The sequence below is a fragment of the Paraburkholderia diazotrophica genome (assembly GCF_900108945.1).
Lineage (GTDB): Bacteria > Pseudomonadota > Gammaproteobacteria > Burkholderiales > Burkholderiaceae > Paraburkholderia > Paraburkholderia diazotrophica.
Map to the genome: position 1 here is coordinate 34640 of NZ_FNYE01000009.1, position 23545 is coordinate 58184.

The following is a 23545-nucleotide window of genomic DNA, read 5'->3' on the forward strand; positions in this document are numbered from 1 at the left end:
GATGCCCGAAATCAAGCGCAGCCATATAGGGAAGCGTCTATCGGAGGTCGCCATTCATCAGGGAACGATCTACCTTGCAGGTCAGGTACCGGAAGACATCACACAAGATATGGCCGGTCAGACGCGTCAAGTGCTGGCATCGATAGATGCGCTGCTTGCTGAACATGGATCGGACAAGTCTCGCATCCTGTCATGTCAGATCTTTCTATCCGACATGTCACAGGCTGCGGCGATGAACGAAGTGTGGGACGCGTGGGTGACGCCAGGGCACACGCCGCCTCGCGCCACTGTGGGGGCTACCTTGGCGCAGCGGGAGAAGCTGATCGAGGTCGTGATCGTGGCCGCTGTCTAGTTTCGAATATTCGCCTGTCACGCAGGCCTAAATGCGGTTTTGTAAGATTTGAAATGCGCGGTTACCAACTGCATAAGTTATTTCATCGACGCCTGCTTAAGATGATCTCCAGAAACCCGTCAAACGGAAAACGGGAAAACGGAGAGTCTCATGAAACGCTCAGCACTTGTGTTGTTGCTAATCGGTAGTCTGTCGGTGGCCCAGCAGGCATCGGCGCACGGGCGCGGTGGCTGGGGCCATGGTCACGGCGGCGGCAATGATGGCGCGATCGTGGGCGCGCTCATCGGGGGCGCGGTGCTCGGCGCGCTCGTGACCTCGATTGCGGCTGCCCAGCCCGCCTACGCACAACCGGTCTATCAGCAACCAGCCTATGCGCAACCGGTTTATACGCAACCGCCGCCATCCGCTTGCTACGACAGCTATCAACGCGCTTATGTGCCTTGTCAGGGCGGCTACGGGTATTGATTGCGGATGAACTCGCCAGCGGTCATCACGGCAGGTTAAACGCGGCCTTGAAATTATTCTTGTGAATATCCAGACTGCACCTTGGCCGACAGTACGCGATCGCCGACTTCGCCTGAACCTGTCGTTCATAAACAGTCGCGTTGTTCGACACAGCCCGCGCGAGATCGCGGGCTGCGCATGATCGTACTCGTAGGCGTCTGATCGGATTCAATCAGCGTCGGCGGGGCTTCTCACACACAACGGTCTCGAAGAGTTCATACGTCTGCGTCGGCGTCTTGTCTGCACCGGGTGCGTGGTAGTACTTCATCGTGATCGTGGTCTTGCCGCCGTGCTGGCCCGGATCGTAATCGAACACGGCGATGCCGTAGCCCGTGCCTGTGTCGCGCTGCGCGGACCAGATCGCATCTTCGAGCGCGTCGGCGTTTGCGCGCGTGAAGGTGCCCGCCGAAGTACCCTGTATCGGCCGATTGGGCTTCGTGAACACTTTCGCTTGCGGATTGCCGTTACCGGTATCGACACCGTACACATCGAGCGGCGCGCTCGTGCCGCCGCCGCCGAGAATCAGGTGGATCGTGCCATGGCTCGTATCGAACGTATTGCCGCTGCTCGCATGCGGATGGATAGCAGGCTTCGGTTGTAACGTATCGACTTTCTCGCCTGTCTTCGCGTCGATGCCCGCGTGATGGTTGCAGCCGCGCACGGGGTAGCTGCGCTCATAGTCGTGATCGTGGCCGCACAGCACGAGGTCGACGCCATAGCGATCGAAGAGCGGCAGCCACGCTTCGCGGATGCCTTTGTCCGAACCGTTGCCCGTGCTCGACGAGCTCAACGCGTCCTGGTGCATCTGCACGATGATCCAGTCGATGTCGTCATCGTCGGCGGCGTGGCGCAGCGTCTTTTCGAGCCAGCGGGTCTGCTCGCCGTTGCTGTAGCCGCGAATATAGAACGACGTGCCTGGCTGAATCGCGGGGTTGCCCGTGCTCGCGGCAGGCACGAGCGGGCTCGGTCCGGCGACGAAAGCAGCGCCGTCCTGATAGATCACATCGTCTGCATCCAGCGAGATGAACAGCACCGAGCTGACGCGGAAGCTGTACCAGCGGCCCGGAAAGCGCGTGCCGTTGTTAGGCAGCGTGTAGCGCGTCAGATACGAATCGAAGCCTTGCGCGCCGTTGTGAAATTCGACTTCGTGATTGCCGGGACACGGCATCCACGGACGATTCGCCGCCGATGTCTGCGCGTTGTTGGCGAAGTCGCGCCACACTTCCGGCTGCTGCGCCGGGTTCAGGTTCGCGTAGCACAGGTCGCCATTCAGCAGATGAAAGAGCGGCTGGAAGCGCTCGACGGCTTGCACGGCAAAGCGGCTTTGCGGCGACGACAGCACCCAGCCGGTGTTGGGCGTCGCGAGATCGCCGTAGCTCGTGAAGCGGAACGGCGCGCGGCCGCGCGGCGCCGTCGCGAACGTCGCAGAAAAGGGCGTGCCCGAGTTGCTGTCGTTGTCCGCCGTTACTTCGTATTGGTACGTCGTCGCGGCATGAAGTCCATGCAGACGCGCGTGATACGTGAACACCACTTCGCCGTTCAGGCCGTCGGTGTACGTGCGCTGAACGGCATGTATCGTCTCTTTCTTTTCGCCCGATGCACCGAAGCGCACGCGCGGATTCGCAGCAGCCGCCGCCGATCCCCACGAGACCACGACTTCACCCGTGGGGTCTTCGCCCCAGGTCAGATGGATCTGTTCCGGCGTGCCGTCGGGTGCCGACGGCGCCGCTTTGGCGGGGCCTGCAAACGTGCCCGCTGCCGTCGCGAATCCGGATGCGCCCGCGAGCTTCAGAAAGCCCCGGCGCGAAAACGTGGTTGACGGGTTGGCAGCCTGCTCGGCCGGCGATGCATCATCGGGGGTGTTCTTGTTCGACATGTCGGTTGTTCTCGCGGTGGAAGGCAGACGACGCAGAAAACGCAGAGGGGCGGGCGCGTCGGCGCGGGTAAGGAACGGGAATGCAGTGTGATTCCGGGCAACACGATATTCCGAACTGGTTACCCCGCTATGACAACGTTTGCGGCGCGCATGCCGTCGTTTATCAGCGGAATCCACACGCGTATGCGTAGCCGCGATGATGTGATAGACGATCAGGCACGCGTTGTTTTCATGCTGTCGCGCAGCGCAATCGGATCGGCGAAGTGTTGTATCGACGCACGCCCGTTACAGTTCGCCCCATCTGCGCGGTGCAACGCGAGCGGAATTCACGTTTGCTTACACACATACACAGATTCCCGATTGCGGTTTGCATATAGTCGCTCCCGAGATCAGAAGCCAGGAGTGAACGATGAAAGCAACACTCGCATGGACGATGTTCGGGCGCTTGCGTCGAAGCGCACTTGCCGGGCGCAATTGATCATGGCCACTTCATACGAACATCTGCACGACGGGGACGCAATCGTTAGCGTGGAGGAGCAACCGTCGTCGAAGGGCACGTGCGTGACCGTGCATCTGAACGGCAAGTCGATGTCCGCTGAGTTCAGCGAGCTGACGGGGCAATTGTGTCTGCGCGAAAACGGCGCGATGGTGCAGGAGTGGTTTCCGCCGCATTCGTGGTTCGCGATTGCATCGGTGGCGGGCGCCAGTAGATGGGGCACGCAGCCGAGTGCGGAAGATCTGCATGCGCTTATTCGCAACGAGATGTTGACGAGGCGGGTTGGCTAATCAGGCGGCCTGATTCGAAGGCGCATTGCGTGTGGCGGCTAATGCAACAGTCCGTCACCGGTTCCGCACTAGCCCGCGCCCAGCCACAAGAGCACCTGCTGCCAGCGTTCGCCCGTCATTGCATCAAACCAGTCGTCGTGGTTCGCATCCGTCAACAGCATCAGACGAGCGCCCCGATGCGCGCTCGCGAGCCCGCGGGCGTGCGCGACGGGGATCAGCGTGTCCTTTTGCGCGCCGATCACGACGACGGGGCCCGTATACCGCGCGAGCGCATCGATCGAATCGAACGGTTCGTGCAGCATCCAGCGTACGGGAAAGATCCATAGCGTCTGTGCTGCGACGCTTGCGAGCGTATCCCATGGCGTAATGAGCACGACGCCCGCGACTGTCGATTCATTGCCTCGAATGGCCTGCGTGGCCATCCCCGCGCCCAGCGATTCGCCTACCAGATAGACATGCCCATTCCATTGCTCGCGGACTGCCGCGAGCGCGTCTCGCGATGCGTTCAGCGCGGCCTTCATCGTGCGCGAGCCCTCGCGCTTGCCGTGACCCGGATACTCGGCCAGCACCACGCGATAGCCTGCACGCAAGAAGATCTCGGCGAGCGGCAGCTTGTTCTCCGCCGATTCCGCATTGCCGTGATAGATGACGAACGTGCCGCGCGGCGTGCCGATAACAGGTGTCGCGACATAGCCTGCATATTGACCGCTCGCGTGCCACGGCTCGACGTCGTAGCCCGCATGATGTCTCGTCGGCGGCTCGGCGTCATACAGCGTGGCGGGCAGCAGCATCCTGTCCTGCATGAAGTACAGCGCGATCAGCGCGATCACGTACGCGGCCAGCGCGAGTCGAATACATAGAACGAGCAGAGGCATCGACCACTACACGTCGAAGTACAAATAGAACTCCCACGGATGTGGCCGCAACCGGATGCTGTCGATCTCTCTCGCGCGCTTGTACGTCAGCCACGCGTCGATCACATCGTCGGTGAAGACATCGCCTTTGCGCAGGAACGCGTGATCCATTTCGAGCGCGGCGAGCGATGCATCGAGCGACCCCGGCACCTGCCGAACCTTGCGCGCCTCTTCAGGCGGCAGATCGTAGATGTTGCGATCGAGCGGCTCGCCGGGGTCCATCTTGTTCTCGATGCCGTCGAGTCCCGCCATCAGCATCGCGGCAAACGCGAGATAGGCATTCGCCGACGGATCGGGGCAGCGGAACTCGACGCGCCGCGCATTCGGCGAATCCGAGTACATCGGAATGCGGGCCGCGGCCGAGCGGTTACGCTGTGACATCGCGAGATTCACAGGCGCTTCGTAGCCCGGCACGAGCCGCTTATACGAGTTGGTCGTCGGCGCGCAGAAGGCCATCAGCGCAGGTGCATGCTGAAGCAGGCCGCCGATATACCAGCGGCACAGCTCGGACGTGAGCGCCCAGCCTTGCGCGTCGTAGAAGAGATTTTCGTTGTCGCGCCACAGGCTCTGGTGACAATGCATGCCGCTCGCGTTGTCGGCGAAGAGCGGCTTGGGCATGAACGTCGCCACCTTGCCATAGCGCCGCGCGATGTTCTTGCAGATGTACTTGTAGATCATTACGTTGTCGGCCATGCGCGTGAGCGTCGCAAAGCGCATGTCGATTTCGTTCTGTCCCGCCGTCGCGACTTCATGATGATGCACCTCGACCTGCACGCCGACCTGTTGCAGCGTGAGCGCGATGTCGCTGCGGATATCCTGCAGCGTGTCGTGCGGCGGCGTCGGGAAGTAGCCTTCCTTGTAGCGCGGCTTGTAGCCGAGATTGCCGCCGCCGTAAGCGCCCTCGTCGCGGCCCGTGTTCCAGTCGCCTTCCGCCGATTCGACGTAGTAGTACCCGCTGTGCTGATCCTGGCCGAAGCGGATCGAATCGAAAATGAAGAACTCCAGCTCAGGGCCGAAATAGCAGGTCGTCGCGATACCCGTTTGCCGCAGATAGTTCTCGGCCTTCTTCGCGATGTAACGCGGATCGCGCGAATAGGGCTGTCTGAGCACGGGGTCCACGACGTCGCAGATCACCGAAAGCGTGGGCGTGTCGCACATGGGATCGACGAAGGCCGTCGACGGATCGGGCCGCAACAGCATGTCCGATTCGTGAATCTCCTGAAAGCCGCGAATCGAAGAGCCGTCGAAGCCGATACCGGCTTCGAACAGACCGTCGTGAACTTCGGGAAGCGTGATCGAGAAGTGCTGCCACAGTCCGGGCAGATCGGTGAATTTCAGATCGACGATCTGAACCTCGTGCTGCCTGATCAGATCGATCACGGCGTCGGCGCTGTCGGGCCGCGTGACCCGATAGCTGCCTGCGTCGACCGACACGCCAACGGACGATCCAGACTTGTCTTTCTTGCTGGCCATGGGATGCTCCTTGTGCGGCGCCTGGCCGGTGATGCTGGCCCCGTGCTGAAGGGCCGATGAACGGCTACGCGTGCGCCTGACGGTCCTGCTCGAGCGCTTTCAGGCGCGCGTCGCCGGCGTCTTTCGCGGCGGCGCGGGTCGTGTATTTCTCGTCGGAGACGAGCGCGCGCTTCACCTCGCGCGCAGCGAAGTCGACGAGTGCGATGACCCAGACATAATCGCCTGCCTGTTCAGCCGTTTGTACGAAGGCGTGCATGTCGCCTCTTTCGTCCGCTTTCATTGTGACCTCCACAAAAGGTTCGAATGCAATAGATGGCGCAATCGGACGAGCGGGGTCCGCCACGCGCCTTAATCGATTCTAGGCGATGAATCCGCGCTGTACGAATGCACGTAACCGCGTACGAAAAAGCGCGCCGGAAGCCCCAAAACCGTGCGCGTCGGCGAAATTGGCAGGCGTTACCCGGTGGCGTCCCCTCCGGTAATCTGGCTGATGTATGCTGCTGGTTTTTCAGGCAGATTGACAGCGAGAGGGGACACATGCGGCGCGTGGTATTTAATCAGAAGGGCGGTGTCGGCAAATCGACCATCGTGTGCAACCTGGCGGCCATCAGCGCCAGCGAGGGCTTGCGTACGCTCGTCATCGATCTGGACGCGCAGGGCAATTCGAGCCAGTATTTACTCGGCGCGCGCGCGAACGAGGTGAGCCCGACGGTTGCCGGCTTCTTCGAAACCGCATTGACGTTCAGCTTCAAGCCGATCGACGTGACGTCGTTCATTCATCCGACGCCGTTCGAAAATCTCGACATCATGCCCGCGCACGCCGATCTCGACACGCTCCACGGCAAGCTCGAATCGCGCTACAAGATCTACAAGCTGCGCGATGCGTTGAACGAGCTCGACATGTACGACGCGATCTACATCGATACGCCACCCGCGTTGAATTTCTACACGCGCTCGGCGTTGATCGCCGTCGAGCGCTGCCTGATTCCGTTCGACTGCGACGACTTTTCGCGCCGCGCACTCTATACGCTGCTCGACAACGTGAAGGAAATCCAGCAGGACCACAACGATGGGCTGCACGTCGAAGGGATCGTCATCAACCAGTTCCAGCCGCGCGCGAGCCTGCCGCAGCGACTCGTCGATGAGCTCGTCAGCGAAGGGCTGCCCGTGTTGGGTTCGAGGTTGTCGTCGTCGGTGAAGATCCGCGAATCGCATCAGCATGCAACGCCCGTGATCCATCTCGATCCGCGGCATAAGTTGGCGCAGGAGTACCTCGCGCTGCATCGCGAGCTGGCGGGCTGAGCGGTTGCCTGTGTGCTGTGAACGAACACGCGCGGCGGTCGGCAGGCCGCGCGCATGCGTTCATGTCGATCCGGAATACGTTTCGATGATCGCGTGATTCAAACCGAAGGCTTTCAACTGCTTTAATGCGCGCTCTGAAACGACGAGGCGCGAATCATCGGCGATGCCTAAATCGTCCTTGCCGGCTGCACCCGGCACACATAGCCAGAGAAATTCAGGCAATTCCCGGTCGGGATAAATTTCCTGAAATGAGTCGCTAACCGTTATTTCAACGGTGCGATATGCCATTCCAGTTGCTCCCATTGCCTGCAATGCATCAGCGGCCTCGCGGGTGATGATCAGTGCCGGGAAGCTTTCCAGTAGCGCGTCGCCGAGCCAATTGATAATTCGGTAGTGCAATTGCGTGACGTTCGGCGGATACACGCTTGAATCGAGAACGGTATGCTTTCCGAGGCCGCCAGCCACTTCGGGTTCGACAAAGTAAAACGCCATATGACATTCGAGATCGGCTGATCGCTAGTTTGGCTCAATGCCCCGTTTATAGCATACCGGCGATCAATTTATTCTCTCGATGAAAAAGCCGCCGAAAGCGGCTGTCATGCGTTTCAATGTAATTTACGCATCAAGCATAAAATCCGAGTGACCGCTGTAGATATGAGCGCAATGCTTTTGCGTCGCCGTCATCCAATGTGGGCGGCGAAGCCCGATTGTTCCGGCGCAATGTCGGCGCGCAGCGTGAGTGCCGGAATCTCGTATGCTCCGGCGTTTTGCGGCCGGAACCGAATGGGCGTCGTGGTCCACAGACTGTCCAGCCGGTTGGCGAGGGCTTCACAGGTATCCGCGTACCTTGTTTCATCCATGCGGCTCGTCCGATAAATCACGAATGGCGGCAGCACGTCGAAGCCGGGGTAGTACAGAATCCCATGGTGGATGGGAAAAAGAATGTCGTCGATCGGGCCGTTGATGCCTCGCGAGCCGTAATGCGATTCCCAGCCGCCTGCCGTGACCAGCAACATCGCGCGCTTGCCCGCCAGCGTGCCATCCCCATAGCGGTCGCCCCAGCGGGTGTCCGAATGCTCGCCCACGCCATACGCGAAACCGTACGCAAATACGCGCTCCACCCAGCCTTTCAGAATGGCGGGCATCGAGAACCACCAGAGCGGGAATTGCAGAATCACGGCGTCCGCCCACAGCAGCTTTTGCTGTTCCCGTGCGATATCTTCGCTTTGCAGGCCGCTTTCAAACGCATGTTTCGAATCGGCGCTCGGATCGAAGCGTGCGTTGTCGCTTCGCTCGATGCTGTCGTTGGCGTCGAGCGACGCTTTCCACTTCATCGCGTACAGGTCCGATACCTGCACGACATGTCCCGCGCTCTCAAGACGTTCGACCGAAAAGTCCTTCAGCGAACCGTTCAATGATCGCGGCTCGGGATGTGCGTAGACGAGCAGAACTTTCATGTTTCAACCTCCGTTTTCAGTAGCCAGCAGATTAGGCGCTCGTCAGGTATATTGGAAATGAATTTCTGATATTCCCGGTATTGCCATGAATAATCTCAGACGGCTGGACCTGAACCTGCTGGTCACGCTCGACGCGTTGCTGTCGGAACACAACGTGACGCGTGCGGCGGAACGCCTGAACTTCTCTCAACCGTCGGTGAGCGTGCATCTCGCGAAACTGCGGGACATCTTCGGCGATCCGCTGCTGTTGCCGGGGCCGCGCGGCATGCGGCCGACTGCGCGAGCCGACGAACTGCGCGAACCGTTGCGAGAGGCGCTCGAAGCATTGGAGCGTGTGATGTCGTCGCCGAAGACGTTCGATCCCACCGAGGCCACTCATACGTGGAAAATCGCGGCGACCGACTACAGCGAATCGACGGTTCTGCTGTCCGCGTTGAGTACGTTGCGCACAGCGGCGCCGCGCACGCGGCTCTCAGTGGTCGAAATGGTGCCGACGCGCATCGTCAGACAGGCGGAACAGGGCGAGATCGATCTGGCTTTTCATACCAGCGACGAATCGCCCTCAGGTCTGCATCGCCGCGTGCTATTCGCCGAGCGCTATGTTCTGGCCGGCCGCGCCGGGCATCCGCGTCTGAACCGGCGTCCGACGCTTGCGCAGTTTTGCAAACTGGAGCACGTGATCGTTTCGCCGGATGGCGGCGGATTTCGCGGCGTGACGGATGAAGCACTCGCGCAAGTGGGCCTCACGCGGCGGGTCGTGTTGTCCGTGCCGCACTTTCTGTTCATGATGTCGGTGCTCGCGAGTACCGATCTCGTCGCGATGTTGCCCGCGCGACTCGTGCGCGATACGGGCACGTTGCGAATCGTCGAGCCGCCCGTCGCTGTTCCCGGCTATGAAATGGCGATGCTTTGGCACGAGCGTTGTCATCGCGACCCGGCGCATCAATGGTTGCGCGAGCACATCGCGAATTCCGTCTGACACCCGACAGCGTTGTCCGAATTCAATCGCGAACGGCCGTACGAGAAAAACTGCCGGCGCTATGGCATGTTAGCTGCGGTCGCGGCCATGCCGCTGACGACTGCTTAAAAGCGCTTGTTTTTGACGCTGGCATAGACTGATGGCCGGCTGATCCGTCGACCAGCATCGTGACGTGCAGATGAAGCGCGTTCATTCCGATGCATGAAGGACGGATCTCGTCCGAATCAACAACGCAAGTGTTCTCTGGTGGAGATCACCATGAGCGAGCAGACGCTTGATACATTCGACGTCGAACAGATGATTCCGGACTTCACTGCGCCGGCACTGGCGCAGTGCACGCCCGACCGGCAAATGGTCGATGCCGCCGAAATCAACACGCGGCACTGGACGAGCCACGTCGCGGGCCCGTTCGAAGCCGGGTCCGAAATCCACCTGCGCGAAACGTGCCGGATGTTTCGCGAGACATTCAATCCTTATCGGCCGTCGGTACTGGATTGGCCGAAGCTCGAGCCGGATGTGCTCGAGCGGATCGTCTCGCTGCCGATCTGGGACATCGCCGTGCAGACGGAAGGCAAGGCGCGACTGCGCATGGCAGCCTACGCCGCGACCATCGACGAAGCCGAGATGCGCAGTGCGCTCGCGTTGAACGCGTGGGAAGAAAACCGGCACAAGGAGGTCTTGTCGCGGATGGTCGCCGCGTATGGCATTACGCTTGCGAGCGAGGCGCCCTATGTATTCCCGAGAGACGCCGAATGGGCTTATCTCGTCACGGGCTATAGCGAATGCATCGACAGCTTTTTCGCATTCGGCCTGTTCAAGGTCGCGCATCGCTCCGGGCTCTTTCCACCTGAGCTGATCGACACATTCGAGCCCGTGATGCAGGAGGAGTGTCGTCATATTCTTCTGTTCGCGAACTGGGTGGCTTGGCATCGCGCGAGGCTGTCATGGTGGCAGCGCATCCGATTCGAGCTGAAGGTCGTCGCCGTATGGGTGTTTCTCGGCTGGGAGCGCATTGGCCTTGCGCGCACGATCGACGCGGAAGGAAACGAACAGAAGCAGGACAACAACTTCACGGTGAACGGCGCACAGGCCGTATCCGGCGCGGAAATCGACGTGCGTGAATTGATGATGTTGTGCCTCGAAGAGAATGACGAGCGGTTCTCGGGTTACGACGAGCGCCTGCTGCGTCCGGACACGATGCCGAAGCTCGTGCGCTTCGCATTGCGCTTCATGCGCGAGAAGAAAGTGAAATGAATATCGCGCACGTCTTTTCCTTTGCGAAGAACGGCGACGGTTTTTTGCTCGACGGCGAGCCGTTTCAGATCCGCAGCGGGGAAATGCATCCGGCGCGAATCCCCGTCGAATACTGGCGGCATCGCATTCGGATGGCCAAGGCGATGGGGATGAATTCCATCGCTGTGTACGTCATGTGGAATTACTACGAGCCGAGCGAGGGAGCATTCGACTTTCACACCGGCAATCGCGACATCGAGGCGTTCATTCGCCTCTGCCAGATCGAAGGCATGTGGGTGCTGTTCAGGCCCGGTCCATATGTTTGCGCCGAATGGGATCTCGGCGGAATTCCGTCGTATTTGCTGCGTTACCCGGATATCCAGTTGCGCACCGACTCGGCGAGTGATTCGCGCTATATGTCGGCTGTCGCACGTTATATCGATGAACTTGTCCCACGCGTGAAGCCGCTAATGGCAATACACGGCGGCCCGATTCTGATGATCCAGATCGAAAACGAATTTGGATCGTATGCGAGCAATGCCGCTTACCTCGAAGAAATCAGGCAGCTTTGGATTCGCGGCGGAATTGAAGGCCCGTTCTATACGGAAGACGGTCTGGTCCAAGTCGAGCAGAACCGCAGCTATGTCGTCGATGGGGCGATCGCGTTGAGCAATGGCAACGCGGCGCAAATCGAAGCGGCGCGCAAGATGTTTCCCGCAGTGCCCATCATGGCGGGCGAGGTCTATCCGGGTTGGCTCACACATTGGGGTGACACTGCGCTGCAAGGCACGGCTGTCGATCTATCCGCGACGCTCGATGAGCTGATGCGAAAGAACTTCTCGTTCAACCTGTATGTGATTCACGGTGGCACGAGCTTTGGCTTCTATGCCGGTGCAAATGTGGATGCCGATACGGGCGAATATCAGCCGGACATCACGAGCTACGACTATTCGGCGCCGATCAGCGAGCAAGGCGTGGCGACTGCGAAGTACATGAAGTATCGCGAGATCATTTCCAGATATCTGGCGACGCCACTTCCCGATGTACCCGATCCTGTCGCCACGCTCGCTATTGATAGTCGTTCTTTGGTTCCGCAGCGGTTCGCGTCCATCTGGGACAACCTTCCGTCTTCTCTGCCCGCCGGGCAGACCGTCGATCCGCAGCCGTTCGAAATGTATGGCCAGATGTCCGGCTTCGTCGTCTACCGGAAGCGGCTTGAGCATTATCGAGGTGGCGTGCTGGATATCGGCGATGTTCACGACTATGCGTGCGTTTTCATCGGCGGCGAATATGTGGGCGGCGCGTCGCGTGCGCGCATGCCGAGAGATCGCGCGCAATCGCTGAATATCATGCATCGCAGTCCGCTTGCGCTTCCGTCGTCTGGATCAAATGAGGCAGCGGTACTGGACCTACTCGTCGAAGGCATGGGGCGCGTGAATTACGGGCATACGATGATCGACCGCAAAGGACTTGTCGATCCTGTTACGTTGCGCGACGAGTCCGGAGTGACTGAGGTTTTGACGGGGTGGGAAGTTTTCCTTCTTCCGATGAATGCGTCGTTTATCGAAGATCTTTGCCCTGTATGCACCGACCCGGACAGAGCCGGGCTATTCTTTCGCGCGGTGCTGTCGCTGGATACGGTGGGCGATGTGTATCTGGACATGAGCCAATGGACGAAAGGCGTGGTCTGGGTCAACGAACACAATCTCGGGCGATACTGGAATATCGGTCCACAGACGCGGCTCTATTGTCCCGCTCCGTGGCTCAAGCCCGGCGACAACACGATTACCGTCTTCGATCTGCACCAGATGGAAGCTAAGCCGATTGATCTCGTGTCCACGCTGACGTAAGCATTACGGGTGATAACTCAACTCAAGCGTCAGTACCTGTAACGGATCGAGTCGAATCGCCTGAGGATGGCCAACGTCCCATAGAAGTGGAAAATTCGCTGGCGGTTCGATAAACGGAAAGCGTGCACTGAATCCGCCCGTCATGCCGTCCGGCAGTTCGAGATGCTCTCTCAGGTCGAGCGAAAAGCTTTGTACGCGATGACTCGGATTGCGCAGCGTGACGATTGCTTTAGAGGGCGTCCACGCGGCCCAACCGTAAACCTTGAGTTGATCCGGCGCGCCGCCGATCCAATGGGAGTCGCGAAGTACATCGGCATTGGCGCGCGCCCATCTTGAGGCCTCCGCGAGAACGTCCCAATCGCGTTCCTTTAGCAGCGACGGCGTCACATAAAGCTCTTGCAACTGCGTGCCGCTGCCGAAGTACGAACGCACTTCGCTCGCGAACGCATGCGCGGGATCGGCGTTGAGCCGCGTATTTTCCTGCGCGTAAATGATGCCGTGAAGCATCAGCGAATTGAGCGGAAAGAGCGGACTCTTGCAAACGACATTGCGATAGGTCTGGGTGTCACGATAGGTGATCCATTGTTCGCGATCGCTGCCCGTGCCGGTAAAGCCATAATCAGCGCCATCACGCCAGATCGAATCGACATAGCGCAGCCAGAATGGCGATGGCAGCGTCCCCGTGGACAGATTGACGAAGACATCGTGCTTCGTACGACGGATATCGTCGATAAGTTCTATCGCGGCATCCCAATCGCTGTTGAAGCGGCTGCCGGGCACGACGACGTTTGCGTTGCCCGTGCCGTCGAGCTTGAAGTAATTGACGCCGTGTCGCGTCAGCAGGTCCATTGCGGCTTCGTGAAAGCGCTGAAAGTACCTGGGACCGGAGAGCGCGAATCCGTCGCCGACGGTCTCGTATCTGGCTGTACGTCCGCGCGTCACGCGTTCTTGTCGAGGCGGCCCGTAGCCGCCCCACGGCGAAAGCCACACGCCTGGCGCTGCGCCATAGCGCGCGGCGGCATGCTTCAAGGGCACGAAACCGTCGGGGAAAGCGCGATTGAATCGCCAGGCGCCGCTGTAATCATCCCATCCATCGTCGAACAGGTATGAATCGAGTTGTACGCCGCGCTTTTCATGAAGTTCGCGGCCTACCGCGTGAATGCGTTCTATCGCTTGATCCTGCGTATAGGCGGTCAGAAAGCCGATGTCGTACCAGGAGTTGTAGTGAAGAAACGCACGATATGGGTGCGCTCTCTCTTGCTCGACATAGGCGGCGAAATCGCGGCGCAATTGACCTTCGCGAAACACGCCTGCCACGGCTGAATAAGCGAGGGTCTTGCCTTTTTCGAGCGGCAATTCGCGCGTGACCGTGAATCGGGCAATGCCGCCCCGCACTTCGCTTTCGGCCATCGGAAGCTCGAAACCGAGATAGACGTTGCCCTCGACGATGGGCACCGCTTTTAGTTCGCCAATCTTTCGTGCGAAAGGCGCGTGCGTCTGCAATAGCGAAACGGAGACAATGCGCTCGGCCTGCGCGAGTGCGGTAATCGACAGAAGCTGCCGCAAATAAGGCGAGTTCTCGCGCTGCTCGATACCCCATTCGACCCGCAGACGTCGCTGCCTGTCGCACAGTATGGCGATCACGCGTCGGCCGGCGCTGCGCTCCGCTTTTCGCAATGCTTCGGCGTTGGCTATCAGTACTTCTTCGCGCAACGGCTCGATCAGCTGCAATTCGTCGATGCCGAGCGTGTGTCCGTCAGTGCATTCATCAGCCAGTGCCATCGCAAACGGCGCACTGACCGAAAGTGTTTGCGCATGCACGCGATCGACGATGCGAAATCCGCCGAGCGATCGATCTGCAATCATCCATGTCAGCGCGATGGCCGAATTGCCGAACACGCATTCGCTGCCATTCGACTGAAAGACGGGCACGCCCGGACTATCAAGTGCAAAGCGATTCGCAAGCATGAGAACCGTCCGTCACTTCACGGTCTGGATGACCTCGAATCCCTCGAATTCCGGATGACCCAGGTAAAGCGCGCGCGTTTCATTTCCGGCGTTCCGATGCGCGGCGCGAAAGGCTTCGGACTGCGTCCACGCCTCGAAGGCCGCGCGATTCGCCCAGATCGTATGGCTCGAATACAGCACGTGATCGTCGCGTTGCGGGCCTTTCAGAAGATGGAACTCGATGAAACCGGGGACGTCCTTGAGGTGTGTGTCGCGCGTCGTCCACACTTCCTCGAACGTCTTTTCCGAGCCCGGCGCCACCTTGAACCGGTTCATGGCAATGAACATGACTTCGCTCCCGAGTAATGACGATGTTCGGTGAATCGGTTGATTTGCACGAGGAACATCGAAAGTCTACGGACGAAGTATAGGCACAACCCGGCACGCGCGTTATCGTCCGCGTGCCCACTGAGCGAACGCAGCACACCCGACGAGCAGCGAGCCGGTTGCGAAGAACACCGAATGCAGTCCGAGATGCACGGCAATCTGACCGCCGATCACCGGGCCGAGTACTTGTCCGCTGAATTGCGCGGACTGCAGATAGCCGAGCATTTGACCCGTCTTGCTCTCGTCGACGGCGTGCCGCGCGAGCTTCGCGATGGCGGGCAACAGCCCCGCAAGCGACATGCCCATCAGCGCTCGCAATGCTGCGAGTTGCCACCATTGATTGACGAACGCTTGCGGAATCATCAGCAGGCCCGTCGCCACGAGACAACCGACAATCACGTTCCATGCGCCGATGCGATCCGCGAGCGCGCCGAGGCGCGCCGCCGTCAACATGCTGCCGAACGCGGAGCATGCCATCACGACGCCTGCGATGCGGGCCAGTCGATCCAGCTCCACGCCGAGGCTGCCGACATATACGGTGATCACGGGCTCGATCGACATGTTGGCGAGCAGGACCATCATTGCCGTCGCGAGCAGTGCGCCAATCACCGCGTATCGCGTGCGTGACGCATGGGTCGAGGCGGCGACGCTCGCGCCGCGCTTCGCATCGGTGTCGGGCTGGAAGTCTTCTTTGACGACGAAGATCGTGAGCAGCGCGGCCACGGCGATCACCGCAGCGCCCGCGAAGAACGTGCCGCGAATGCCGATCAGTCCGGGCAGCAAGCCGCCGATCAACGGTCCAACCAGATTGCCGGCGAGCGCGCCCGTCGACAGCAGACCCAGCGCCCATCCGGCGCGCTCGCGCGGCGCCTGCGTGCCGACCATCACGGTCGATGCCGATGCATAGCCGCCAACGAGCCCCGCAATCAGCCGCAACCCGACCAGTTCGTAGACGTTGTGCGCGATGCCGATCAGCGACATCACGACGGCCATGCCGACGGCTGCGCGAATCAGCATCGGTTTGCGACCATAGCGGTCGGCGAGCCTGCCCCAGATGGGCGCCGTCACGGCCGTTCCAAGAAACGTCGCGCCGAACGCGACGCCTGACCACTGGATGACATCCGCCTGCGATTCGACGCCGAGCTGCTTTACGTAGAGCGGCAAAAACGGCAGCAGCATGCTGAGACTGACCAGCGTCGTGAACGAACCGAATACGCAGATAAACAGATTGCGTTTCCAGTATCTGTCGTTGCGTTGTGCGTAGCTGAGCGCGAAAGTTTCGGGTGTTTCGCGCATATCAAATGTAGTGGGCTGGCTCATGCCGGGTATCCTTCAATGACGCGTTTGTTGCTGTGTTTGTTGCTGCGTTTGTTGCCGCATTTGGCCGCGCAGTGCGGTCAACAGATCGATGCCCAGCGCGAGTGCGATCGATGTGGCGCCGATCGCGAAGAGCATCCGGTAATTGCTGCCGCTTCGCGTGAAGAGAAACGACAGCCCGTATGCAGCGCTGGCCTGCAAGATCGCGAAGCCTGTGGTTGCTGTGCTCCATGCGCCTTTTTGCATCGACGGATGGTGTGCGAGCAGTTCGTTGACGCGGCCAAGCGCGAGCGGCACGATGCCCGGCACGGCGGCGCCCATCAGTACGCTCGATGCGATCAGCGCAGTGGGCTCTGCGCTGATCAACGGCAACAGCACGGCGACGATCTGGATCGCGAAGCCCACGCGCAGCGCCGGACCAAAGCCCGTGCGGTCCGCGAGGTGGCCGCTCAGCAACGGACCGGCAATCGCGCCAAGACCGAACAGCACCCAATATTGCGCGCCCGTATCGAGGCCTTTTCCGAGTCCGCGCGATACGAAGTCGACCAGAAACAGCATGTGCGGAACGAGACCGACCGCGTTCAGCGCGTACCCGGCATACAGCGCGCGCAGCGTGAAGCGCGATTGCTTCGCGTGCGTTGCGTGTGCGTGATGTGTCTGTGAATGATGAGCGGGTGTGTCCTGCTTCGGCCACCCGTTCCATGCAGAGATCGTCAACAGCAGCGCGATCACGCCGAGTCCGAGCCACGTCTCCTTGACGCCCTCGCGCAGCAGCAGCGGCACGATCGTGCCCGAAGCGGCGATGCCAAGGCCGATGCCCGCGAAGATCGCGCCGCTCACGAGCCCTCGGCGCGCAGGCGGCACATGCGCGAGGATGGTCGGCGCGGCCAGCACCATCAGTGCGCCGCCCGAGAGCCCCGATGCGAAGCGCCACACGAAGAACCACAGGAACGACAGCGGGAATGCGCAGGCGACGAATGCAACCGTTGCGAGCAGCATCATCGCGCGCAGCACGTAAGTGGTGCTCGCGCGCTTCGCGAGGTAGCCGCCGAGCAACGCGCCCGCCAGATAGCCGCCCAGATTCGCTGCACCGAGATATGCGGCCGTCGATGCGGCGAACCAGTGTGCGTCGATGATCGCGGGCAAAAGCGGTGTGTAGGCAAAGCGCGCAAGGCCGATGCCGACGAGACTCGCGCTCGCTCCCGACACAGTGCCGCGCCATACGCTGAATGCGGGCCGTGTCGATGCGTTCAGAACTGCGGGCTGCATTGTTTTCTCCGTGCTTCCTGGTACTTCCCAGTGCGAATACGAAATGGCGTGTGGCTGATGCAATGAAAAGAATCGACTCACGCTCCGACGTTGCTGCCGCCATCCACGTGCAGGATCTCGCCCGTCACGAAGGCCGCCGATTCCAGATACAGCACTGCTTCGGCGATATCGGCCGCTTCGCCGAGATGCCCTAGCGGAAGCGATCGCGCGAGCGCGTGATGCTTGTCGCGCGGATGCATCGGCGTCTTGATGATGCCGGGCGCGACGGCGTTCACGCGAATGCCACGCGACGCGTATTCGATCGACAGCGAGCGCGTCACGGCATTCAGGCCGCCCTTCGTCAGCGCGGCCATTGCAGCGGGCCGCGCGGCGAGCGGGCGATCGACGAGGCTCGCCGTGATGTTGACGACGTGACCGCTGCGCTTCCTGCTCATCTCGACGAGCGCGCGCTGCGTGATGTGAAAGAAGCCGTGTACGTTGATCGACATGACGGCTTCATAGTCTTCGGGTGTGTACGCTTCGAAAGGCTTCGCAACGAAGATGCCCGCGTTGTTGATCAGCGTATCGATACGGCCAAAGCGTTCGAGCGCGACGGCGATCACTTTTTGCGCGGTCTCAGGGTCCGCGATATTGCCTTGCACGATGGCGATATCCGGATCGTCGCTTGCGCGAATCGTGCGCGACGTCGCAACGACGCGATAGTTGCGGTCGCGAAACGCGTCCACCAGTGCCGCGCCGATGCCTTGCGACGCGCCCGTGACGATCACCACTTTCTGTTCGGCACCCATGACCTGCTCCTTGAACGGATCGGGCCGCGCATGGCCCGTTTCATGGAGCAAGTCTAGATTCAACCGGTCATAGAGAGAATCAACGCAGTGCGGCAGACATTCTTCCGCCAAGCGGTTCAATGGATGGGTCAGCGCGCGTCGGTGATGCGCTGCAGCTGCTTGAACTGCCGGCGCAGACGCGGCGCGGCGAAGTCGACGAACGCGCGCACCTTCGGCACCGACAGCCGGCCATGCGGCGTGAGGAGATGAACGGGCAACGGCGCGTGTTCGCTGTCGCGCAGGACGATTGCGAGCTTGCCGTCCTTCACCTGCTGCGCGACGTGATAGGAAAACACGCGCGTGACGCCGCGCCCTTCGACGGCAGAGGACACGGCTGCATCGATGCTGTTGACGATCAGGCGTGGCGAGAAGCGCACGACCTGCGCAACGCTCGAGCCTTCTGCTGGCGGGAAGCTCCACGAGTCGAGACCGAAGTGCGTCATCGAGATGATCGGGTGTTGCTCGAGGTCGCCGGGTTCACGAATCTTCGGGTGTGTCGCGAGATAGCGCGGCGACGCCGTCACGACGCGCCGCACTTCGCCGACAGGGATCGCGATCAGCGTCGAATCGGGCAGATGCGCGATGCGCAGCGCGACGTCGATGCCCTCGTCGATCAGGCTGACGGGACGGTCGAGCATATGCAGCCGGACGGAGACGGCAGGGTATTGATCGATGAAGGCGTCGAGGATGGGCCGCAGCAGGTCCTGGCCAGCAGCAACAGGTGCCGTGACCGTGAGCAGGCCGCGTGGCGCGGCGCGCTCGCTTGCCACCAGCAGGTCGGCTTCTTCGAGATCGGTCAGGATGCGCCGGCATGCAGCGGCGTAGCGCTCGCCCGCTTCGCTGAGCTTGATGGTGCGCGTCGTGCGATGCAGAAGCGGCGACCCGACATGCTCTTCGAGAAATGCAATGGCGCGGCTCACGGCAGCGGGCGAACGGCCGAGGCGCCGGCTCGCGCCCGCAAGGCTCCCTTCATCCAGCGTCGCGACGAACACTTTCATTGCATCGATCCGGTCCATGGTGCATCGCTCACGAAGCGTCGGCGGGGCGACGTTGCCCGGAAGTGTACAGCGGCGTGTGTTCTCGCAATGCTAGAGAGCGGTCGTGATCCAGTCTGCTGACCGCTCTTGTACAAAAGGGTTAGCGCTATCGAAAGTCCAGTGTCGACGCTTCTTACGCAGCTTCACCACGCTCATCCGCGCCGATCACGACGCTGTTCGCGCTCTCGTATCGGTAGCGCGGCACATCGAGGTTTTGTGGCGCGGGCTTGTCCTTGAACACGCGACCCGCGAGGTCATAAGTCGAGCCGTGACACGGACAGAGAAATCCGCCGGGCCAGTCGTCGGGCAGATTGGGCTGCGGGCCCGGCTGAAAGCGCGGACTCGGCGTGCATCCCAGATGTGTGCAGACGCCCACCACGACGAGCAGGTTCTTGCGTTCCGCGCGTGAACGGTACGCGTTGTGGCAATACGCAGGCAATGGCATCGAGAACGGCCGCTCGCTATCAGGATCGGCGACGAAGCGATCGGCGGCGCGTACAGCGGCCATCATCGACTCGGTGCGATTGACGATGAAGACGGGCTTGCCGCGCCACGCGACCGTCAGCATGTCGCCGGGCCGAAGGCGGCTGATATCGACCGTCACGGGCGCGCCCGCGGCCAGCGCGGACGCGGGCGGCCGGAACGAATCGACGAAGGGCGTCACGACTGCGACGCCTGCAATGCCGCCGGCTACGGTTGTCGCGATCATCCATCGGCGTCGTGCCTCGTCGGGTGGCGCGTCGACGACTGCGCTCACGTCGTACTCCCATCCGCTTGCGCGGCTTGTGTCGTTTGCGTCGTTTGTGCCGGCCACAGGAACAGCGTGCGAACATGCGTCGACGGTTTGACATCGACCACGCGCTGCTGCGTCTTGCCTTCATAGCTGACGGTGATCCGATAGCGTCCGTCCGGTAGCGACGCGAGCATGAACGGGCCATGCGCAGTGGCGTTCAGCAGAGTCGCACCGTGCATGTCGGTGATATGAACGGGGATATCCGCGAGATATTCGTTGCCCTGATGCGTCTTGCCCGCGAATTCGAGCACGAGTGGGTACTTGTGCATTTCGTCCTTGAACGCAGCCGATTGATCGCTGCCTACGCCGCCCGACAGATACGCGACGTTGCCCTGATGCTGAAGCGGCGGCAGGTTCGGCGTCGCGGCGAACGCGACATTCGCGGTCTGCGCAAGCACGAGCGTAATGGCAAGAAGACCTGTTCTGGCGAGTGAGTTCATGACGATCTCCATCGTGAAGATAAGTGCGTCGATGACGCGGCATTGCTTTTCGACGCGCGCGATTTGAGCGAGGGGTTAAGCGAATTACCGTAAGTGGTCGCGGCGTCGCGGCGATTTCAATCTAGGCGGGGCGGATTAAACGAGACTTAAACCCTGTGGAGATGCGTTTAGTCATCAACCGGGAGTTTTGCGCTGACAGAAAGCTTTCTTATCGGCTTGTTAGAATGGCGCGTCAGAAATAGCATTCGTTTTCCCGAATCATGGACAATCGCAATTGCCCGGCATGCTCGCGTCGTTGCGCTATTCAGGCAGCAGCGGCTGAACCTGCAAAAGCCGGCCTCGCGAATACGGCGCGCTGATATGGAAGGATCGCATCTACTGCTGGGCATTCTCGCGTGGGCGTTTTTCATCGGCGCACTCTCGCTGATGTGGATCACCGTCAACGCGGGTTCGTTCTATTCCCGATACGCGCGCTGGTGCCGCGCGTGCAACATCACGCCGCCTGCCCAGAGTGTCGCGTTCTGGCTGAACTTCGCGGCGAGCGCGATCGCGCTCATCGCGGCGTTGTTCTTCGCGGCGATGTATCTTGCGGCCAGCTAGCTTCATCCGTGCCGTGCCATCTGAACGAGCAGTGATCCGTCATTGAACGCCTGATGCAAACACCGTCACGACTCAGTACGCTTCGGCAGATACCCAGCAGCGTCTGGGTGCTCGGCTGTGTCAGCCTGTTGATGGACGTGTCGTCCGAAATCATCCATAGCCTGCTGCCGATGTTCATGATGGCGAGTCTCGGCGCGAGCGCGGCGACGATCGGCATCATCGAGGGTGTTGCCGAGGCGACGGCGCCTGTCGTCAAGGTGTTTTCCGGCGTGCTCAGCGACTATCTCGGCAACCGCAAATGGCTTGCCGTCGCGGGCTACGGACTCGGCGCGCTGAGCAAGCCGCTGTTCGCGATTGCACCGACGCTCGGTTTCGTCGTGACCGCCCGCGTGATGGACCGGATCGGCAAGGGCATACGCGGCGCGCCGCGCGATGCGCTCGTCGCCGACGTCACGCCGCCGCATCTGCGCGGCGCCGCGTTCGGGCTGCGGCAGTCGCTCGATACGGTAGGCGCTTTTCTCGGGCCGCTGTTCGCCGTCGTCATCATGCTGATGTGGGCGGACGATTTCAGGCTCGCGTTCTGGCTCGCCGTGATTCCCGGCGCGATGGCCGTCGTGCTGCTGACGCTCGGCATCGACGAGCCCTTGCGGCATGCGGACGCGAAGCGCGTCAATCCGATTCGCCGCGACAACATCCGTCAACTTGGAAGGGCTTACTGGTGGGTCGTCGCCGTTGGCGCCGTGTTCGCGCTCGCGCGTTTCAGCGAGGCGTTTCTCGTGTTGCGCGCGATGAACAGCGGCGTGCCCATCGCACTCGTACCGCTCGTGATGGTCGCGATGAATGTCGTCTATGCGTTGTCCGCGTATCCGCTCGGCAAGCTCGCCGATTCGACGAGCCATATCCGTTTGCTGATCGTCGGGCTCGCGATTCTTTGCGCTGCGGATGTCGTGCTCGCGCACGCCGTTCACTGGGGCATTCTGCTCGTGGGCGTCGCGCTGTGGGGCCTGCACATGGGCATGACGCAAGGGCTGCTCGCGACGATGGTGTCGCATAGCGCACCCGCGCATTTGCGCGGCACGGCATTCGGCATCTTCAATCTGTCGAGCGGAATCGTGACGCTGATATCGAGTGTGATCGCGGGCGCGTTGTGGGACCGGATCGGCGCGGCTGCAACGTTCTACGCGGGCGCGGCATTCTGTGTGATGACGATCGTGCTGCTCGTGGTCAGTCCCGCGCGACGCATCGCGCAACTGCGATAGGCGGGCGGGCTGACGTCGCCCAATCGCCGATGAAGCGATCGTACGCAACGCTCCGGCGTAATCAGCGCGCGGCCGCGCGACGCGATTCGATGCTGCAAACCCACCGCGCTCTGACTTGCAGATCGGCATCATAGTGAGATGAACGATAATATGGCATTCCAGTCGGCGCGTATCGACGCATCGAGCGCGACGGCGGGACCGTCGTCCTTTTTTCTCTTTGCCGCCTATGTCAGACCTCAGAATCGACCGCAATGCCAAGACGCTGCGGGAACTCACGCTAGACAAGCTGCGCGGTGCAATCGTGCAAGGCTATTTCCGGCCGGGCGCACGGCTCGTCGAGCGCACGCTGTGCGACGAACTGGGCGTAAGCCGCACGGTCGTGCGTGAAGTGCTCCGGCATCTTGAAACGGAGGGACTGGTCGAAATCGTCGCGCAAAAAGGGCCGATCGTCGCGCGGCTCGATCCCGAGCAGGTCGGCGAGATCTACGAACTGCGTGGTCTGCTGGAGGCAAACGCCGCGCGCGCGTGCGCCGAACAATCGACGCCTGAACTCGTCAGGCAATTGCGCGAAATCCGCAAAACCATCGAGGATGCGTTCGTACAGCGCGACATGCCGCGCGTGCTCGAATACACCGAGCGCTTCTACGAGGCGCTGTTCGAGGGCGCGCAAAAACGCGTGTCACTGGCTGTCGTCAAGACGCTGAACGCGCGCATCAACCGGCTGCGCGCGTTGACCATCGCGACGCCGGGCCGCGGCGACGAGTCGAACCGCGAGATGAACAAGCTGCTCGACGCGATCGAGCGGCGCGACGGCGACGCGGCGTCGGCGGCTTCCTTTGCGCACATCAGACGCACGGCAGAGCTGGCTTTGAGCGCGCTCGCGCAGCAGCAGGAAGCGGCCGACAACGGCTGATCTCTTTCCCACGAACGCTTACGGATCAAG

Annotated in this window: 24 protein-coding genes; 10 read left to right on the top strand and 14 right to left on the bottom strand. The window is 61.2% G+C overall.

What is annotated here, in order from left to right:
• Position 1: 1 nt before the first annotated feature.
• On the top strand, positions 2-352 hold the full coding sequence (locus BMW76_RS13810) for a RidA family protein (RefSeq protein ID WP_090865819.1): 351 nt from the start codon (positions 2-4) through the stop codon (positions 350-352).
• 150 nt (positions 353-502) lie between these two features.
• Positions 503-817 carry a hypothetical protein gene (locus BMW76_RS13815; RefSeq protein WP_090865821.1) on the top strand — a complete coding sequence of 105 codons (315 nt, stop codon included), beginning with the start codon at positions 503-505 and terminating at the stop codon, positions 815-817.
• Positions 818-1028: 211 nt separating this feature from the next.
• Here BMW76_RS13815 and BMW76_RS13820 read toward each other — a convergent pair whose 3' ends face one another.
• Positions 1029-2732, bottom strand: a complete 1704-nt coding sequence (locus BMW76_RS13820; protein ID WP_090865823.1) for a purple acid phosphatase family protein — start codon at positions 2730-2732, stop codon at positions 1029-1031.
• Positions 2733-3212: 480 nt separating this feature from the next.
• Here BMW76_RS13820 and BMW76_RS13825 point away from each other — a divergent pair, with 480 nt between their 5' ends.
• Positions 3213-3518 (top strand): hypothetical protein, encoded by a 306-nt coding sequence (locus BMW76_RS13825; protein ID WP_090866093.1) that lies wholly within the window; start codon positions 3213-3215, stop codon positions 3516-3518.
• A gap of 68 nt (positions 3519-3586) precedes the next feature.
• Here the strand turns inward: BMW76_RS13825 and BMW76_RS13830 are convergent, their stop codons facing one another.
• The 3 genes from BMW76_RS13830 to BMW76_RS13840 all read right to left on the bottom strand — a co-directional run bounded on the left by BMW76_RS13830 (position 3587) and on the right by BMW76_RS13840 (position 6185).
• Entirely contained in the window at positions 3587-4393 is an 807-nt protein-coding gene (locus BMW76_RS13830) for an alpha/beta hydrolase (protein ID WP_090865824.1), read from the bottom strand.
• A gap of 6 nt (positions 4394-4399) precedes the next feature.
• Positions 4400-5905 (bottom strand): type I glutamate--ammonia ligase, encoded by a 1506-nt coding sequence (gene glnA / locus BMW76_RS13835; RefSeq protein ID WP_090865825.1) that lies wholly within the window; start codon positions 5903-5905, stop codon positions 4400-4402.
• A gap of 64 nt (positions 5906-5969) precedes the next feature.
• Positions 5970-6185: a hypothetical protein gene (locus BMW76_RS13840; protein WP_090865826.1), complete on the bottom strand. Its 216-nt coding sequence runs from the start codon at positions 6183-6185 to the stop codon at positions 5970-5972.
• Positions 6186-6442: 257 nt separating this feature from the next.
• Between BMW76_RS13840 and BMW76_RS13845 the strand changes: the two genes are divergently transcribed.
• Positions 6443-7207 carry a ParA family protein gene (locus tag BMW76_RS13845; protein ID WP_090865827.1) on the top strand — a complete coding sequence of 255 codons (765 nt, stop codon included), beginning with the start codon at positions 6443-6445 and terminating at the stop codon, positions 7205-7207.
• 60 nt (positions 7208-7267) lie between these two features.
• Here the strand turns inward: BMW76_RS13845 and BMW76_RS13850 are convergent, their stop codons facing one another.
• Positions 7268-7699 (bottom strand): hypothetical protein, encoded by a 432-nt coding sequence (locus tag BMW76_RS13850; RefSeq protein ID WP_090865828.1) that lies wholly within the window; start codon positions 7697-7699, stop codon positions 7268-7270.
• Between the two features lie 188 nt (positions 7700-7887).
• Positions 7888-8664, bottom strand: a complete 777-nt coding sequence (locus BMW76_RS13855) for an NAD(P)H-dependent oxidoreductase (RefSeq protein ID WP_090865829.1) — start codon at positions 8662-8664, stop codon at positions 7888-7890.
• 85 nt (positions 8665-8749) lie between these two features.
• Between BMW76_RS13855 and BMW76_RS13860 the strand changes: the two genes are divergently transcribed.
• From BMW76_RS13860 to BMW76_RS13870, 3 genes are all read left to right on the top strand, one after another.
• Positions 8750-9643 (top strand): LysR family transcriptional regulator, encoded by an 894-nt coding sequence (locus BMW76_RS13860; protein WP_090865831.1) that lies wholly within the window; start codon positions 8750-8752, stop codon positions 9641-9643.
• 258 nt (positions 9644-9901) lie between these two features.
• Complete coding sequence (locus tag BMW76_RS13865; RefSeq protein WP_090865833.1) at positions 9902-10897, top strand: hypothetical protein; 996 nt, start codon at positions 9902-9904, stop codon at positions 10895-10897.
• Entirely contained in the window at positions 10894-12726 is a 1833-nt protein-coding gene (locus BMW76_RS13870) for a beta-galactosidase (RefSeq protein WP_090865835.1), read from the top strand. Before BMW76_RS13865 ends, BMW76_RS13870 begins: the two co-directional genes overlap by 4 nt.
• 3 nt (positions 12727-12729) lie before the next feature.
• Here the strand turns inward: BMW76_RS13870 and BMW76_RS13875 are convergent, their stop codons facing one another.
• The 8 genes from BMW76_RS13875 to BMW76_RS13910 form a co-directional block, all read right to left on the bottom strand.
• On the bottom strand, positions 12730-14694 hold the full coding sequence (locus BMW76_RS13875; RefSeq protein ID WP_245763214.1) for an enterotoxin: 1965 nt from the start codon (positions 14692-14694) through the stop codon (positions 12730-12732).
• A gap of 12 nt (positions 14695-14706) precedes the next feature.
• The gene (locus BMW76_RS13880) at positions 14707-15021 is read right to left on the bottom strand and encodes an antibiotic biosynthesis monooxygenase family protein (RefSeq protein WP_090865837.1); all 315 of its coding nucleotides are present in this window, start codon (positions 15019-15021) and stop codon (positions 14707-14709) included.
• Between the two features lie 102 nt (positions 15022-15123).
• The gene (locus BMW76_RS13885) at positions 15124-16380 is read right to left on the bottom strand and encodes an MFS transporter (protein WP_090865839.1); all 1257 of its coding nucleotides are present in this window, start codon (positions 16378-16380) and stop codon (positions 15124-15126) included.
• 12 nt (positions 16381-16392) lie between these two features.
• Positions 16393-17646: a YbfB/YjiJ family MFS transporter gene (locus tag BMW76_RS13890; protein WP_090865841.1), complete on the bottom strand. Its 1254-nt coding sequence runs from the start codon at positions 17644-17646 to the stop codon at positions 16393-16395.
• A 77-nt stretch (positions 17647-17723) separates the two neighbouring features.
• Entirely contained in the window at positions 17724-18434 is a 711-nt protein-coding gene (locus BMW76_RS13895; protein WP_090866097.1) for an SDR family NAD(P)-dependent oxidoreductase, read from the bottom strand.
• 128 nt (positions 18435-18562) lie between these two features.
• Positions 18563-19489 (bottom strand): LysR family transcriptional regulator, encoded by a 927-nt coding sequence (locus tag BMW76_RS13900; RefSeq protein ID WP_090865843.1) that lies wholly within the window; start codon positions 19487-19489, stop codon positions 18563-18565.
• A gap of 154 nt (positions 19490-19643) precedes the next feature.
• On the bottom strand, positions 19644-20267 hold the full coding sequence (gene petA / locus BMW76_RS13905) for a ubiquinol-cytochrome c reductase iron-sulfur subunit (protein ID WP_090865844.1): 624 nt from the start codon (positions 20265-20267) through the stop codon (positions 19644-19646).
• Positions 20264-20743 carry a peptidase associated/transthyretin-like domain-containing protein gene (locus BMW76_RS13910; protein ID WP_090866099.1) on the bottom strand — a complete coding sequence of 160 codons (480 nt, stop codon included), beginning with the start codon at positions 20741-20743 and terminating at the stop codon, positions 20264-20266. The genes petA and BMW76_RS13910 overlap by 4 nt, the downstream gene beginning before the upstream one ends.
• A gap of 360 nt (positions 20744-21103) precedes the next feature.
• Between BMW76_RS13910 and BMW76_RS13915 the strand changes: the two genes are divergently transcribed.
• The 3 genes from BMW76_RS13915 (at position 21104) to BMW76_RS13925 (ending at position 23515) form a co-directional block, all read left to right on the top strand.
• Positions 21104-21343, top strand: a complete 240-nt coding sequence (locus BMW76_RS13915; RefSeq protein WP_090865845.1) for a hypothetical protein — start codon at positions 21104-21106, stop codon at positions 21341-21343.
• A 53-nt stretch (positions 21344-21396) separates the two neighbouring features.
• A complete protein-coding gene (locus BMW76_RS13920) occupies positions 21397-22602 on the top strand; it encodes an MFS transporter (RefSeq protein ID WP_090865846.1) in 1206 nt (401 codons plus the stop codon).
• Between the two features lie 226 nt (positions 22603-22828).
• The gene (locus BMW76_RS13925; protein ID WP_177200382.1) at positions 22829-23515 is read left to right on the top strand and encodes a GntR family transcriptional regulator; all 687 of its coding nucleotides are present in this window, start codon (positions 22829-22831) and stop codon (positions 23513-23515) included.
• Positions 23516-23545 lie beyond the last annotated feature (30 nt).